Raw genomic sequence first — 13,505 nt, 5'->3', positions numbered from 1 at the left:
AGAACGGCTGACCACCGCCGCAACCACCGGCCCGACCACAACCCTTCCTCCGCGCCACCGGTCTCGGCCTCCGCAGATCTGTGACTGGGGGGAAGACATGAAAGACCCACACCGCCTGCTCGGCGCCGCGCTCGCCTCCTGCGCCCTGGCTGCGGCCGGAGTCGGGGCCGTGCCCGCGCACGCCATCGACAACCAGCTGTGGATCAGCGCACCGTACGAGACGGTGCTGCCCGGCGCGGACGCGAACGGTGACGCGCCCGCGCGCACTCTGTCCGTGCAGGTCAGCCGCGATGTCGCCGACGACAGCCTGCCGGCCGGGCACCTGACGGTCGACGTGAGTGAGATCGCCGCGTTCGCGCGGGTGTCATGGCCCGCGAACTGCGCTCCGGAGTCGGAGGCCAAGGCGGTCTGTGCCGTCCCGGAGATGCCGGTGGGGACGGACAGCGTGCCGGCCGCGACGTTCGAACTGCGCGCGCTGCCGGGGGCGGACGTCAGCGCATCGGGCCATGTGCGCTACTCGGCCACCGCCGGGGAGGCGGCGTCCCACCCGGGCGAGACCCGGGTGGGCGTGGGCAACGGGCCGGACCTCGGGCTCAGCCAGGCCGACCACCAGCGAGACCTCAGGCCGGGCTCGCAGACGAGCGTGCGGGCGACGCTGTCCAACAGCGGCAACCGCACCGCGGAGCGCACCCTGCTCTGGCTCAACGCCTCGTACGGGCTGCGATTCAAGGAGCGGCACGCGAACTGCGAGTACCGGGAGCACGAAACCGGCACGTCCGCGCTGTGCGTGCTGGACGAGGTGGTGGCGCCCGGGCAGCAGTACGCGCTGAAGACCGCACTGGGCGTCGGGCGCAAGGCGATGTACGAGCGGTTCGACCACTCCGTCCATCCCTACTCGGACGAGGCGCTCGCGGAGATGCGCGGCGAGTGGACGTGGACCCGGGGTACGGGGTCCGAGCTCGACCTGCGTCCGGTGGCCGCCGCCGGGGCCACGGCGACGGATCCCGACATCGACCCTCAGGACAACTACCGGGCCGTCATCCTCGACGCCCGGAACATCGCCGACCTGAGGCTCACCGGCAGCAGGGTGAGCGGTGGCGCCGGTGACACCGTGACCGCCCGTGTCACCGTGCACAACCGCGGCCCGGCCTGGGTGGCGTCGCTGGGCGCGGGCGCGTCCGTGGCCACGGTGAGGTTCCGGGCGCCGGAGGGCACCACGGCCGTGAACCTGTCGGAGGAGCGCTGCTGGTCGCTGCCGGAAGGGGCGGCCGGCACGACCCACTTCTGCCGGACGCCGATCCACCTGCACGACAAGGCGTCGTACACCTTCGAGATCCCCTTGCGGATCGACCGGGTGGTGCGCGGGGCACGCACCACCGTCGAGACCCTCAACGACGACCCGGAGCTGTCCATCAGGGAGTTCGACCCGAACCTGCGCAACAACAGGGCGGAGATCGTCGTCAACCGATGAACGACGCGGGTCAGCGGGCCATCTCCTCCTTGAGTGCCGCCACGAACGTGTCCACGTCCTCCTCGGTCGTGTCGAAGGCGCACATCCAGCGGACGTCGCCCGCGGCCTCGTCCCAGAAGTAGAAGCGGAACCGCTTCTGCAGACGCTCGGTCACCTCGCGCGGAAGGCGGGCGAACACCGCGTTGGCCTGCACGGGGTAGAGGATCTCCACCCCGTGCACGGCGCGTACGCCCTCGGCGAGGCGCTGGGCCATCTCGTTGGAGTGGCGGGCGTTGCGCAGCCACAGGTCCCGGGCGAACAGGGCCTCCAGCTGCACCGACACGAAGCGCATCTTGGAGGCGAGCTGCATGGACAGCTTGCGCAGGTGCTTCATGTGGCGGACGGCGTCCTGGTTCAGGACCACGACGGCCTCGCCGAACAGGGCGCCGTTCTTGGTGCCGCCCAGGGAGAGGAGGTCGGCGCCGGCGGCGTCGGTGAACGTCCGCATCGGGACGTTCAGGGTGGCGGCGGCGTTGGCCAGCCGGGAGCCGTCCACGTGCACCTTCATGCCGTGCGCGTGGGCGTGCTCGCAGATGGCGCGTATCTCGTCCGGCGTGTAGGCCGTGCCCAGTTCGGTGGTCTGGGCGAGGGAGACGACCTGCGGCATCGCGCGGTGCTCGTCGTCCCAGCCGTACGCCTGCCGGTCGATCAGCTCGGGCGTGAGCTTGCCGTCGGGCGTCGGAACGGTGAGCAGCTTCAGGCCGCCGACCCGTTCGGGAGCCCCGCACTCGTCGACGTTGATGTGCGCGCTCTCGGCGCAGATCACCGCGCCCCAGCGGTCGGTGACCGCCTGGAGGGCGACGACGTTCGCGCCGGTGCCGTTGAAGACCGGGAACGCCTCGGCCGTGGCGCCGAAGTGGCTGCGGACGACGCTCTGGAGGTTCTCGGTGTACGCGTCCTCCCCGTACGAGACCTGGTGCCCGCCGTTGGCCAGGGCCAGGGCGGCGAGCACCTCCGGGTGGGCGCCGGCGTAGTTGTCGCTGGCGAAACCGCGGACGTCCGGGTCGTGATGGCGGCGCGCGTCGGTCTTCGGCGGGTTCACGGCTTCTCGGTGAGCCACAGACGGTTTCCATTCACTTCGGCGGCGGGCTTGTCCCAGACACCCACGACGGCTTCGGCCAGGTCCCTGACGTCGGTGAAGCCCGCGAACTTCGCGTTGGGTCGCTCGGCGCGCATCGCGTCGTGCACCAGCGCCTTCACCACCAGGATGGCAGCGGCGGACGTCGGGCCCTCGGCGCCCCCCGCCTTGCGGAAGGCGTCGGCCAGCGCGAGCGTCCAGGCCTCGGCGGCGGCCTTGGCGGCGGCGTACGAGGCGTTCCCCGCGGTCGGCTTCGTGGCACCGGCCGCGCTGATCAGCACATACCTGCCGCGCTCGCTGCGCTGCAGGGCCTCGAAGAAGGCCAGCGACGTGTGCTGCACGGTGCGGATCAGCAGCAGCTCCAGGAAGTCCCAGTCGTCGAGACTCGTCTTGGTGAAGGTCTCGCTGCCGCGCCAGCCGCCCACGAGGTGGACCACGCCGTCGACGCGGCCGAAGTCCTTCTCGATGTGCGTGGCCCAGTCACGGGTGGACTGGAGATCCAGCAGGTCGACGGGCTCACCGGTGACGGTGGCGCCGCCCGACGCGTAGCGGGCCGCGTCCACGGCCTCCGCGAGCCGCTCGGGATCGTTGTCGGCGGCGGCGACGGTCGCCCCCGCCTCGGCCAGTCGCAGCAGCGCCGCCCGGCCCGCGGGCCCGCCCGCACCGGCCACCGCGATCACCGCACCGCTGAGAGCTCCGTTCCCCGCCATCTTCTTCGCCTCCTGAGCAGTGTTCCCGGTTCCGCGGATGATTCCGCCGCTCACGCGGCGATCCGCTCGGCGCTGTCCGCCGTGATGCCCTTGGTGGAGGCGATCACGTTCTTCAGCTTCTTGGACAGTGCCTCATAGAACATGCTCAGCGGAAACTCGTCCGGAAGCACGTCATCGACGAGTTTCCGCGGCGGCTGTGTCACGTCCAGGGCCTCGGGGCCCTTGGCCCACTTCGAGCCCGGGTGCGGGGAGAGGTACGTGGAGACCAGCTCGTATCCGGCGAACCAGTGGACGAGCTTGGGACGGTCGATGCCGTCGCGGTACAGCTGCTCGATGTCGGCGCACAGCTGGTTGGTGACCTGCGGGGCACGCTCCCAGTCGATGGTCAGCTTGTTGTCGGTCCAGCGGACGACGTCGTGTTTGTGCAGGTAGGCGAAGAGAAGCTGGCCGCCGAGGCCGTCGTAGTTGCGCACGCGCTCGCCGGTGACCGGGAAGCGGAACATCCGGTCGAGGAGCACCGCGACCTGCACGTCACGGGCCTGCGGGACGCCCTCGGCCGACAGCTTCACGGCCTCCTTGAAGGCAGTGAGGTCGCAGCGCAGCTCCTCCAGGCCGTACATCCAGAACGGCTGCCGCTGCTTGATCATGAAGGGGTCGAACGGCAGGTCGCCGTGGCTGTGGGTGCGGTCGTGGACCATGTCCCACAGGACGAACGCCTCCTCGCAGCGCTTCTGGTCGTGGACCATCGCGGCGACGTCCTCGGGCAGATCGAGGCCCAGGATGTCGACCGCGGCGTCGGTCACCCGGCGGAAGCGGGCGGCCTCGCGGTCGCAGAAGATGCCGCCCCAGCTGAACCGCTCGGGTGCCTCCCGCACGGCGATGGTCTCGGGGAACAGGACGGCGGAGTTGGTGTCGTAGCCGGCCGTGAAGTCCTCGAACGTGATGCCGCAGAACAGCGGGTTGTCGTAGCGCGTGCGCTCCAGTTCGGACAGCCAGTCCGGCCAGACCATGCGCAGGACGACCGCTTCGAGATTGCGGTCCGGATTGCCGTTCTGCGTGTACATCGGGAAGACGACCAGGTGCTGGAGGCCGTCCGCGCGACTCGCGGCGGGCTGGAAGGCCAGCAGGGAGTCGAGGAAGTCGGGCACCTCGAAGCCGCCGTCGCCCCACCGGCGCAGGTCCTTGACCAGGGCCTCGTGATAGGCGGCGTCGTGCGGGAGCAGCGGGGAGAGCTCCAGTACCGCGTCGGCGGCCCGGCGGACGGCCAGCTCGGCGTCGGCGGGGTCCGGCGCGCCCTCGGCGTCGAAGTCGATCGACCCGTCCTTGGACTGCCATGGCCGGATCCGCTCCACGGCATCCTTGAGCACGGGCCATGCCGGGTGCTCCACCACCCTGGCCACGGGAGGAACCAGGTCCTCCGAACCCACCTGCACAAGAATTTCCGTCATGTCCCACCTTCCACGGGAGAATCTCTCGTACCCCGACCGTATACACACGGGGTTCCTCCCAGCAAGGAAAAGCTCGGGAAATTATCCTGCCTCACCCTGGCCCTCACCGCACTTTTTCCTGTCGGCCCTGCTTGTGCCCGGATGTACGCCGACCATGCCCTCGCCCTCTGCACAGGGCGGGTGCAGGCGATACGGTCCAGGTGGGCCGTAAGGCCCCCAGTACCGCCTGTCGACGGAAGAGAGTCGCGTCTTGAACTTCCTCACCATCGGTCACCGCGGAATCATGGGTGTGGAACCCGAGAACACCCTCCGATCCTTCGTCGCCGCCCAGGAGGCGGGTCTCGACGCCATAGAACTCGACCTGCATCTGAGCAAGGACGGCGCGCTCGTCGTCATGCACGACACGGACGTGGACCGCACGACCGACGGCAGCGGGCCCATCGCCGAGAAGACCCTCGCCGAGCTGCGCGCCCTGGACGCGGGCCGGGGCGAGCGGGTGCCGGTCTTCGAGGAGGTCCTGGAGGCCGTCCAGACACCGATCCAGGCGGAGATCAAGGACGCGCAGGCGGCCCGGGCCCTGGCCGAGGTGATGAACCGGCGCGGGCTGGCCGACCGGGTGGAGGTGTCCTCGTTCCACGACGAGGCGATCGCCGAGATCAAGCCACTGGTGCCGGGGGTGCGTACCGCGCTGATCGCCAGCCGCTACGGCACCGACATCGTGGACCGCGCCGTGGCGGTCGGCGCCGAGACCGTCTGCCTGAACATCCGCCGGCTCACCCTGGAGATCGTCGAGCGTGCGCGCAAGTCCGATCTGAAGATCATCGGCTGGGTGGTGAACACGCAGGACCATCTGCGGCTGGTCCGGGCGTTCGGTCTGGACGGCGCGACCACCGACCACCCGGACATCAAGCGCACGGGCCGTTTCACGGCCTAGCCGCTAGCCGAGCTCCTTGATCAGCAGCTCGAACTCCAGGTCGTCGCGCTGCGGGATGCCGAAGCGCTCGTCGCCGTACGGGAAGGGGGTCATCCGTCCCGTACGGCGGTAGCCGCGCCGCTCGTACCAGGCGATGAGGTCGTCGCGTACGGATATCACGGTCATGTGCATCTCCGTCACGCCCCACGTCGCGCGGGCCAGCCCCTCCGCCTCCGCGATGATCACCTTGCCGAGGCCCTCGCCCTGGAGCCGGGGGCTGACCGCGAACATCCCGAAGTAGGCGTGGTCCCCGCGGTGCTCGAGCTGGCAGCACGCGACGACCCGGCCCTCCCGCTCCACGGTCAGCAACCGGCTGTCGGGCGACTTGATGACGGCCCGCACGCCCTCCGGGTCGGTCCGCTGCCCCTCGAGAATGTCCGCCTCGGTGGTCCACCCGGCCCGGCTGTCGTCGCCCCGGTACGCCGACTCGATCAGCGCCACCAGCTCGTCCACATCGGCGTCGGTGGCATCGCGGAAGGTCAGTCCGGTGGCGGCGGTGTCCATGGGCGTACGTCTCCGTTCGGGGCGTGGCTCGGGCATGGATGAGAGTAGCCCCGCCACTAGGCTCTCGTGCATGGTGCATGTACTCAGCAGCCGAATCCTGCTCCGCCCGTCCGACCCCGAGCGCTCCCGTGCGTTCTACGGCGAACAGCTCGGCCTCGCCGTCTACCGGGAGTTCGGCACGGGTTCCGAGCGCGGCACGGTCTACTTCACGGGCGGGGGCTTCCTCGAGGTCGCGGGCCGGTCCGAGACTCCCCCCTCGCCCGCCGTACGCCTGTGGTTCCAGGTCGACGACGTGGCCGCGGCGGAGGAGGAGCTGCGGGCGAAGGGCGTCGAGATCGTGCGGCCGGCGGTGAAGGAGCCGTGGGGCCTGGTCGAGATGTGGATCGCGGACCCGGACGGCACGCCGATCGTCCTGGTCGAGGTCCCTGCGGACCACCCGATGCGGTACCGGCCCGGCATCTGAGGTCGCGGGCGGTGCTCCCAGCCCCGGTCGGTACGGGTCGGCTCACGGAAGCCCGCGCCCGCCAGGAAGTCGAGCCTGGTGCTGTCGGCGGCCGTTTCACAGGCGACGAGCCGGTCGACGCCGCACCGGCGGAGCCAGTCGGCGGCCTGGGCCAGAAGCCAGTGCTCCAGGCCGGTGCCGTACTGCGCGGGGTCGACGTGGAGGTCGCCGATGTCGGCCAGGCCCGCGGCGCGGGCGTGCCGTTCCGGGCGGGCCAGGGCCGTGTCCACCTCGACGAAGCCGAGGGGGCGCGCGTCGGCGCAGGCCGTGAAGCGGGTGCCGCACTCCCCCAGCGTGCGGGCGACCGTGACGCCCGGCCGGGGTTCGTGCGCCGGCAGGTCGGCGACCCGGGCGATCAGGATGACCTCGGTGTCCCCGATGTGCCGGAACCCCGCGCGTTCGTAGACGGCCCGGATGTGGGGCCAGTTGCGGGGCAGGCCGTAGACGAACGGGGCGGGCAGTGCGCCGTCGGCGTGTCGGACACGGACGCCCCAGCGGGCCGGCTGTGCCAGGCACGCCCGCATCAGCAGGTCGGCGGCCCGGTCGGAGTCCGGCCAGCGCGACGCCGTCGGACGGTGCACGAACCAGTTGATCTCGGCGGCGTCCCGGTAGGTCTCCCCGACCTCGGCATCGGCGCGGTAGCGCAGCAGATGGGCCGCGGCGACGACGCACCCGCGCTGCTCGGCGACGAGCGTCGTACGCTCGGCCACCCACGGGTCGGTGATGAACTCGCCGGGCTGCCGCTCCAGGTCGCCGAGGACGGTGTTCACGGAGACGGAGACGCCGGGGACGACGGCCGCCACATGCATGTTGACCAGGTCGGTGAGCTGGTCGCGGTCGGCTCGGCGGAAGGGGCGCACCTCGAGTGCGGGCCTGGGGTACCTCCGGGCAGACGAGGAGCTGGAGGCCGCCACGCGGTGCGGTACGGGGTGAGGGTACGTCGGAGCCGGTGCGGCACTCCGGTGGGAGCGGACGCCCCCGCGAGGCAGGTCCGGTTCAACCCCGCAGCGCGCCCAGGCGACCCTCCAGCTGACCGAGCAACTCTCCTAGAAGAGCTGCGAGTTCACCCTGCTCGGGGGCGTCAAGGCCGGACAGGACCGCTGTCTCGTAGGCGAGCTGGGCCGGCAGGACACCGTCGACGAGTTCGCGTCCGGCGTCGGTGAGGCGGAGGTGGGCGACGCGGCGGTCGCGGCTGTCGCTCCGGCGTTCCACCAGGCCGCGTTCGGACAGTTGCTTGAGGCGTTTGGTGACGGCGGCGCCCGAGGAGAAGGTCTCCCGGGCCAGCTCCCCGGGGGTCAGTTCGTGCCCGGTGCGGCGCAGCGCGCCCAGCAGGTCGAACTCCGGGCGGCTCAGACCCGCCCGGCGCAGCGGTGCGTCCTCGGCCTGCTGAAGGAGTGCGGCACAGCGGTTGATCCGGCCGATGACCTCCATCGGCCCGGTGTCGAGCCCGGGGTGCACGGCCCGCCACTGCCGAACGACACCGGCGACGGTGTCGCCCCGCCGGCCACCGGCCGGGGCGGGTTCGACGGCAGGGGCCTCGCCGGCCGGCTCCCCTCCGCCCGTACCGATCCCGTCGGCCGCATGCTCCCCGTGGGTCCCGCCGACCCGTTCCCCTCCTGCCGCGGGAGCCATGTCGCCCGCTGTCCCGCCGACAGGGCCGTCCCCGGCCCCATGGGCCCGCCCGGCCGATTCCTCTCCGGTCGCGCGCGCCCCGTCGGATGCCCTCCCGTGAGTCAGATCCCCTCCGGCCGTCCACGCCCGGTCGGCCGTACGCCCCTTGGCCAGGTCGCCCCCCGCCCGCCCGGCCCCGGCCGCCGGTCGCGGTCCGAATCCCGACTCGTCCCCCGTGAGCGATGGTCCTTCCGTCGCCGTCATGGCCGTGCGTCCTCCGTCTCTGTGCCCGTGCCCCGGTCCGGGAGCAGCCCCTGGCGTCGTGCCGTAGCGGCGAGCGTACGGTGTCCGGACTGCTCGGCGAGCACGACCCGCTCCTGGGGCAGGGCACGCTGCCACCATTCGCCGGCCGCGGCGTCAGCGGTGGCCCGCAGGTCGACCAGGGCGACAGCGAGGCCGCGGCGGGCCGACTCCAGGGCGGCTGCGTCGGGGTCCGGCTCGGCCAGGAGACGGGCGGCGTGCTCGCGGGCCCGGTCGGCGGTGGTCAGGGCTCGTTCGACACGGTCGCCCGCGCGCCGGTTGGTGACGGCCACGGCGGCGACGAAGCCGACCAGGGCGCCGACGACGGTGTCCACGACGCGCTCCGTCATCAGCTCGCCGGGCTCCTGGAATCCGGCGAACTCGGTGATGAGCAGGGCCATGGGGGTCACGCAGACACTGCCGAGCCAGTAGTTGCGGCTGATCAGCAGCTCGGCACCGAAGCTGAACGCGAGGCAGCACAGCACGAGGACCGCCTGGCCCAGATGTGCGAGCGGTGCGACGGCCGCGAAGACGAGCACTCCGACGACGTTGCCGACGACCCGCTGGACGGCCCGGCTCCAGGTCAGGGCGATATTGGCCTGGTAGAGCGAGGCGGCGGCGACCAGGGCCCAGTAGGGGCGGCCGATACCGAGGGCGAGCGAGGCGTAGCCGGCGAGCGCGCAGCCGAGCGCGGTGCGCACCCCGAGCGGGGTCAGCGGGCCGAGCCGGGTCCAGAGGGAGCGGGCCGCGTCCACACCGAGCAGTTCGTCGGCGGCCGCCCTCGGCAGACCGGCCTGCGGGACGGGCCCGGTACCGCGCAGCGCGCGGGCCCACGCACGCAGCCGTCCGGCGTCCGCCTCCGCCGGCGCCGCGAGGGCGACCTCGGCCCGCACGACGAGCCGTTCGAGGGCGCGCCGGGTCCGGGAAGGCGCGCCGGTGGACAGCAGTGACTGCCAGGCGGCCTGGACGGCGGCGTAGCCCGCGGCACGGGCCCGGGCGTGGCCCTCGCCCGTGCCGCCCGTGTCGGCGTACGCGGCCGCGGCCTTCAGCGCACCGGCGGTGGCACGGCGCTCCGGGCCGTGCGGCCGGACCAGCGCGGGCGCCATGCAGACCAGCCAGGCCCAGACGCCCGTCGCGGCGGCCAGAGCCAGATGACCGGGGACCCGGTCGAGGGTCTGCGGCGCGAACAGCGAGGCGGAGCTGACGAACGTGAGGACGACATTGCCCGGCGGGCCGACGCGGGCGGCGTCGCACAGCACCTTCTGCGCGGCGGCCAGCAGGGCGCCGACCGTGACCAGCACGACGGCGCTGCCGGTGAGCGAGGCGGCGACCAGGGCGACGGCGAGCCCGCCGAGCATGCCGAGCACCACCCACACCAGGGCCCCGGCCCGGGCGGCGTAGGGGCGGTTGTGGGCGTAGAGCGCGCACAGGGCCCCGGCCATCGTGTACATCGCCAGGTCGAGCCGGCCGAGCGCCAGGAGGGTGAGGTTGGGCGGGGCGATCGACGCGACCACGCTCAGCGCGGGCTTGAACCAGATCTCGGAGGGCCGGCCGACGCGCAGCACGCCCGCCAGCGGAAGACGCCGGGCGGGCGGGGAGGCGGGTGGGGGGTTCGCGCTGCTCATTCCCACAACATTAGCAGGTGTTTTACTCGTGAAACATCATGGGACCGAGCCGCTCACCTGCCGTGCTCCGTCGAATGCTCCCCGTGTACATCTCTGCGCTCGCGTGCGCGCCGCATGGCCGGGGCATCGAACGACCGACTGTCGAGCGGGGAGGTGCGCGTGCACGGACCGGCTTCGTCCGGCTGGCTGCTGGTGGCGCTCTGCGCGGTGACCGGCGGCTACTGCCTGGTGCGGATGCGCAGCGGCGGCGAGGCGCTGATGGGCTTCGGGATGGCCGCGATGGCGGTGCCGGCGGCGGTGTTCTCCCCGCCCTCGTGGGCCTGGCTCGCGTACGCGTCCGTGTTCGGGGCGGCAGCGGTACACGCGCTGTGGGCGGCGCGGGCCGGGGCGCGCCATCTCCATCATCTGGCGGGCGCCGGGGCGATGGTCTACATGTCCGTCGTCATGGCGGGCTCTCCCGCACACGCGCACGGTCAGGGCGGATCGGGAGTCCCGCTCCTGACGGGGGCGTTGCTGCTCTACTTCGCCGGATACGTGCTGCTGACCGGCGTCCGGCTGGTGCCGGTGCCCGCCGTGGCCGGGAGCGTCGGGTCCACCGGGTGGGGCGACCCGCCGGAGCTGGCGCGGGCGTGCCGGCTGTCCATGGGGATCGCGATGGTGACAATGCTGCTGACGCTGTGATCCGTTGCCTGCGTCACTTTGGCGGCACAACTCGTACCCCTGGGCGGCGCCTCGCTCATAGGCTGCGTCCCATGATGCTCCCCGCGGCACTGTTGCTGCTCGGCGCCCTGACCGCCGTGGTGGCTCCCCGGCTACTCGCCCGGGCGGACTGGCCGGATCGTGAGCCGGTGGTGGCGCTGTGGGTGTGGCAGTGCGCGGTGGCGGCCGTACTCGTGTGCTGTGCGCTGTCGATGACGCTCAGCGCGGCGGCGGCCTGGCACGCGGTCGGCGGGCATGTCTTCGCGACGGCTCCGAACGCCGCCGTCGAGGCCTATGCCCTCGGTACGGCGGGCCCTTGGGCGGCGACCACGGCGGTGGCGCTGGCCTGCGGCGGTCTGTGGAGCGCGGCGATGCTGGTCCGCGAGGTCGGCCGGGCGCGCGCCCGGCGCCGCCGCCGGCGCGCCGACCTGCTGGTCCGGGCCCCGCTGCTGCCGGGCGAGGTGACCGTGTCCGGTCGACTCGTCGTCCTGGAGAGCGAGCGGCCCGACGCCTGGTGGCTGCCCGGCGCCCCGCCGCAACTGGTCGTCACCACGGCCGCGTTGCGCCGGCTGAAGGGCCGGCAGCTGGATGCCGTACTGGCCCATGAGCAGGGGCACGCACGGGCCCGGCACGACTGGCTGCTGAACTGTTCCTCCGCTCTGGCGGGCGGCTTTCCGCAGGTGCCGGTGTTCGCCGCGTTCCGCGACGAGATGCACCGCCTGGTCGAACTCGCCGCCGACGACACGGCCTCCCGCCGCTTCGGCCGTCTGACCACGGCCCTCGCCCTGGTCGAACTGAACGAGCACCGCGGTGTGTTCGGCCCCTGCCCGACACCGCAGGCCCATGTCCCGGCGCGGGTGCACCGCTTGCTCACTCCCCCGGACCGGCTGACCGCGGCGCACCGCCTGCGGCTGACCGCGGCGGCCGCGCTGGTGCCCGTGGCGCCGGTGCTGCTGGCGTTCGTACCGGGGCTGCGGGCGCTGGGATAGCCGCCGGACGTGGCCCGGGCGCCGGGGCCTCGGGGTGGCCGAAGCATGTGGTCCCCGGGCCGGAAGATCGCCGCCGCACTGGATCCGGACCCCCCGGTTCGGCGAGGATCGCATCATGCACTCCCCGTCCGTCGACTCCCCGCCCCGTCCCGAGCACCGCACCGCCGCCGGTTCCGCCGGTTTCCTGGCCCTGTGCTCGGCTCTGCTGCTGACCCTCGTCGCGGTCAGATGGAGCCCGTTGATCACCACGGACGGAGACATCTCCGGCACCACCCACCGCTGGGCGGTCGACGAACCCGGCATCACACAGACGTTCCGCATCCTCACGGACTGGGTGTGGGATCCGTGGACGATGCGTCTGCTGTGCGCGGCCGTCGTCGTCTGGCTCGTCATGCGGCTCGCTGAGCGCTGGACGGCAGTGTGGCTGGCGCTGGCCGTCACGCTGGGCACGCTGCTGCAGCAGGCTCTCAAGGCGGCTGTGGACCGTCCCCGCCCGGTCTGGCCCGACCCCGTCGACTCGGCCCACTATTCGGCCTATCCGTCGGGCCACGCCATGACCGCCACAGTCGTGTGCGGCCTCCTCCTGTGGCTCCTGCACCGCCACGGTGTGAGCCGTGCCGTGTGGCGTTCGGCCCTCACCGTGGCCGTCGTCTCGGTGATCGGGGTCGGGCTGACCCGCGTCTGGCTGGGCGTCCACTGGCCGTCGGACGTGCTGGGCGGCTGGCTGCTGGGCGCGCTGGTCGTGGCCCTGGCGGTGTGGGTGCACCAGCGCGCCGGCATCCGTGAACACCCGCGGGAGCCAGACGCGTCCTCGTAGGATCACCCCATGACCGCCGTGCTGTTCGACTTCTCCGGGACCCTTTTCCGTGTCGAGTCCACCGACTCCTGGCTGCGCGGCACCCTGGCCGCCTCCGCCATCCGGCTCGCCGAGGCGGAGGTGACCGCCGCGGCGCGGGCGCTGGAGGCCGCGGGCGCTTTGCCGGGCGGTGGCGATCCCGCGCGGGTGCCGGAGGAACTGGCCGGCGCCTGGCAGATCCGGGACCAGAGCGCCGAGCTGCACCGGGCCGCGTACACCGGTGTCTCCCGCCAAGTCACGCTGCCCGACCCGACGTTGCACGACGCGCTGTACGACCGCCACATGAACCCGGACGCCTGGGCCCCGTACCCGGACGCCGTCGAGGTGCTCCGCACCCTGCGCGAGCGGGGCATCCCGGTCGGGGTGGTCAGCAACATCGGCTGGGACCTGCGCCCGGTCTTCCGCGCGCACGGCCTGGATCCCTACATCGACGTGTACGTCCTGTCGTACGAGCACGGCATCCAGAAGCCCGACCCGCGGCTGTTCGCCACCGCCTGCGAGGCGCTGGGCGCCGATCCGCTCCGGACCCTCATGGTCGGCGACGACCGCAGGGCGGACGGCGGCGCCACGGCCCTGGGCTGCGGGGTGCACTTCGTGGACCATCTGCCGGTGACCGACCGGCCGGACGGGCTGCGGCCGGTCCTGGATCTGGTGAGCTGAGGGTCGCACCGCCGGAACAAGCAGCCCGAGGCGACCATCT

The 13,505-nt window shown here is 72.5% G+C and carries 13 protein-coding genes and 1 pseudogene; 7 read left to right on the top strand and 7 right to left on the bottom strand.

Annotation, left to right across the window (positions count from 1 at the left end; genetic code table 11):
- The first annotated feature begins 97 nt into the window (after nt 1-97).
- Nucleotides 98-1,471, top strand: a complete 1,374-nt coding sequence (locus tag ACZ58V_RS20145; protein WP_468189150.1) for a COG1361 family protein — start codon at nt 98-100, stop codon at nt 1,469-1,471.
- A gap of 10 nt (nt 1,472-1,481) precedes the next feature.
- On the opposite strand, the gene ACZ58V_RS20140 is transcribed toward ACZ58V_RS20145, so the two are convergent.
- The 3 genes from ACZ58V_RS20140 to ACZ58V_RS20130 are packed head-to-tail and all read right to left on the bottom strand — an operon-like array spanning nt 1,482 to nt 4,746.
- Nucleotides 1,482-2,552 carry a threonine aldolase family protein gene (locus tag ACZ58V_RS20140; RefSeq protein WP_471291738.1) on the bottom strand — a complete coding sequence of 357 codons (1,071 nt, stop codon included), beginning with the start codon at nt 2,550-2,552 and terminating at the stop codon, nt 1,482-1,484.
- Nucleotides 2,549-3,298 carry an SDR family NAD(P)-dependent oxidoreductase gene (locus ACZ58V_RS20135; protein ID WP_468189148.1) on the bottom strand — a complete coding sequence of 250 codons (750 nt, stop codon included), beginning with the start codon at nt 3,296-3,298 and terminating at the stop codon, nt 2,549-2,551. Before ACZ58V_RS20135 ends, ACZ58V_RS20140 begins: the two co-directional genes overlap by 4 nt.
- A 50-nt stretch (nt 3,299-3,348) precedes the next feature.
- Nucleotides 3,349-4,746 carry a DUF6421 family protein gene (locus ACZ58V_RS20130; protein WP_468189146.1) on the bottom strand — a complete coding sequence of 466 codons (1,398 nt, stop codon included), beginning with the start codon at nt 4,744-4,746 and terminating at the stop codon, nt 3,349-3,351.
- Between the two features lie 250 nt (nt 4,747-4,996).
- Between ACZ58V_RS20130 and ACZ58V_RS20125 the strand changes: the two genes are divergently transcribed.
- Nucleotides 4,997-5,680, top strand: coding sequence for a glycerophosphodiester phosphodiesterase (locus ACZ58V_RS20125; protein ID WP_468189144.1), 684 nt, complete (start codon nt 4,997-4,999; stop codon nt 5,678-5,680).
- Between the two features lie 3 nt (nt 5,681-5,683).
- Here the strand turns inward: ACZ58V_RS20125 and ACZ58V_RS20120 are convergent, their stop codons facing one another.
- Nucleotides 5,684-6,223 carry a GNAT family N-acetyltransferase gene (locus ACZ58V_RS20120; protein WP_468189141.1) on the bottom strand — a complete coding sequence of 180 codons (540 nt, stop codon included), beginning with the start codon at nt 6,221-6,223 and terminating at the stop codon, nt 5,684-5,686.
- A gap of 70 nt (nt 6,224-6,293) precedes the next feature.
- Here ACZ58V_RS20120 and ACZ58V_RS20115 point away from each other — a divergent pair, with 70 nt between their 5' ends.
- Complete coding sequence (locus ACZ58V_RS20115; protein ID WP_468189138.1) at nt 6,294-6,686, top strand: VOC family protein; 393 nt, start codon at nt 6,294-6,296, stop codon at nt 6,684-6,686.
- 5 nt (nt 6,687-6,691) lie between these two features.
- Here the strand turns inward: ACZ58V_RS20115 and ACZ58V_RS20110 are convergent.
- From ACZ58V_RS20110 to ACZ58V_RS20100, 3 genes and pseudogenes are all read right to left on the bottom strand, one after another.
- Nucleotides 6,692-7,534 (bottom strand): annotated as a pseudogene (locus ACZ58V_RS20110) (GNAT family N-acetyltransferase); the annotation flags it as partial.
- A gap of 187 nt (nt 7,535-7,721) precedes the next feature.
- The gene (locus ACZ58V_RS20105) at nt 7,722-8,357 is read right to left on the bottom strand and encodes a MarR family winged helix-turn-helix transcriptional regulator (RefSeq protein ID WP_471291175.1); all 636 of its coding nucleotides are present in this window, start codon (nt 8,355-8,357) and stop codon (nt 7,722-7,724) included.
- A 239-nt stretch (nt 8,358-8,596) separates the two neighbouring features.
- Nucleotides 8,597-10,261: an FUSC family protein gene (locus tag ACZ58V_RS20100; protein ID WP_471291173.1), complete on the bottom strand. Its 1,665-nt coding sequence runs from the start codon at nt 10,259-10,261 to the stop codon at nt 8,597-8,599.
- 159 nt (nt 10,262-10,420) lie between these two features.
- Here ACZ58V_RS20100 and ACZ58V_RS20095 point away from each other — a divergent pair, with 159 nt between their 5' ends.
- The 4 genes from ACZ58V_RS20095 (at nt 10,421) to ACZ58V_RS20080 (ending at nt 13,465) form a co-directional block, all read left to right on the top strand.
- Nucleotides 10,421-10,942: a DUF5134 domain-containing protein gene (locus ACZ58V_RS20095; RefSeq protein WP_471291172.1), complete on the top strand. Its 522-nt coding sequence runs from the start codon at nt 10,421-10,423 to the stop codon at nt 10,940-10,942.
- A gap of 71 nt (nt 10,943-11,013) precedes the next feature.
- Nucleotides 11,014-11,949 carry a M56 family metallopeptidase gene (locus ACZ58V_RS20090; RefSeq protein ID WP_468189128.1) on the top strand — a complete coding sequence of 312 codons (936 nt, stop codon included), beginning with the start codon at nt 11,014-11,016 and terminating at the stop codon, nt 11,947-11,949.
- Nucleotides 11,950-12,064: 115 nt separating this feature from the next.
- The gene (locus ACZ58V_RS20085) at nt 12,065-12,766 is read left to right on the top strand and encodes a phosphatase PAP2 family protein (protein WP_468189126.1); all 702 of its coding nucleotides are present in this window, start codon (nt 12,065-12,067) and stop codon (nt 12,764-12,766) included.
- Nucleotides 12,767-12,775: 9 nt separating this feature from the next.
- Entirely contained in the window at nt 12,776-13,465 is a 690-nt protein-coding gene (locus ACZ58V_RS20080) for an HAD family hydrolase (RefSeq protein ID WP_468189124.1), read from the top strand.
- Nucleotides 13,466-13,505 lie beyond the last annotated feature (40 nt).

The sequence above is a fragment of the Streptomyces sp. NPDC040589 genome, from assembly GCF_055594445.1.
This window is presented reverse-complemented; position numbering and strand designations above follow the sequence as displayed.

Coding starts and splice junctions, on each gene's coding strand:
- ACZ58V_RS20085 (WP_468189126.1), top strand. CDS start 12,065: ATGCACTCCCCGTCCGTCGACTCCCCGCCCCGTCCCGAGCACCGCACC.
- ACZ58V_RS20080 (WP_468189124.1), top strand. CDS start 12,776: ATGACCGCCGTGCTGTTCGACTTCTCCGGGACCCTTTTCCGTGTCGAG.
- ACZ58V_RS20120 (WP_468189141.1), bottom strand. CDS start 6,223: ATGGACACCGCCGCCACCGGACTGACCTTCCGCGATGCCACCGACGCC.
- ACZ58V_RS20105 (WP_471291175.1), bottom strand. CDS start 8,357: ATGGCTCCCGCGGCAGGAGGGGAACGGGTCGGCGGGACCCACGGGGAG.
- ACZ58V_RS20130 (WP_468189146.1), bottom strand. CDS start 4,746: ATGACGGAAATTCTTGTGCAGGTGGGTTCGGAGGACCTGGTTCCTCCC.
- ACZ58V_RS20115 (WP_468189138.1), top strand. CDS start 6,294: ATGGTGCATGTACTCAGCAGCCGAATCCTGCTCCGCCCGTCCGACCCC.
- ACZ58V_RS20100 (WP_471291173.1), bottom strand. CDS start 10,261: ATGAGCAGCGCGAACCCCCCACCCGCCTCCCCGCCCGCCCGGCGTCTT.
- ACZ58V_RS20135 (WP_468189148.1), bottom strand. CDS start 3,298: ATGGCGGGGAACGGAGCTCTCAGCGGTGCGGTGATCGCGGTGGCCGGT.
- ACZ58V_RS20090 (WP_468189128.1), top strand. CDS start 11,014: ATGATGCTCCCCGCGGCACTGTTGCTGCTCGGCGCCCTGACCGCCGTG.
- ACZ58V_RS20145 (WP_468189150.1), top strand. CDS start 98: ATGAAAGACCCACACCGCCTGCTCGGCGCCGCGCTCGCCTCCTGCGCC.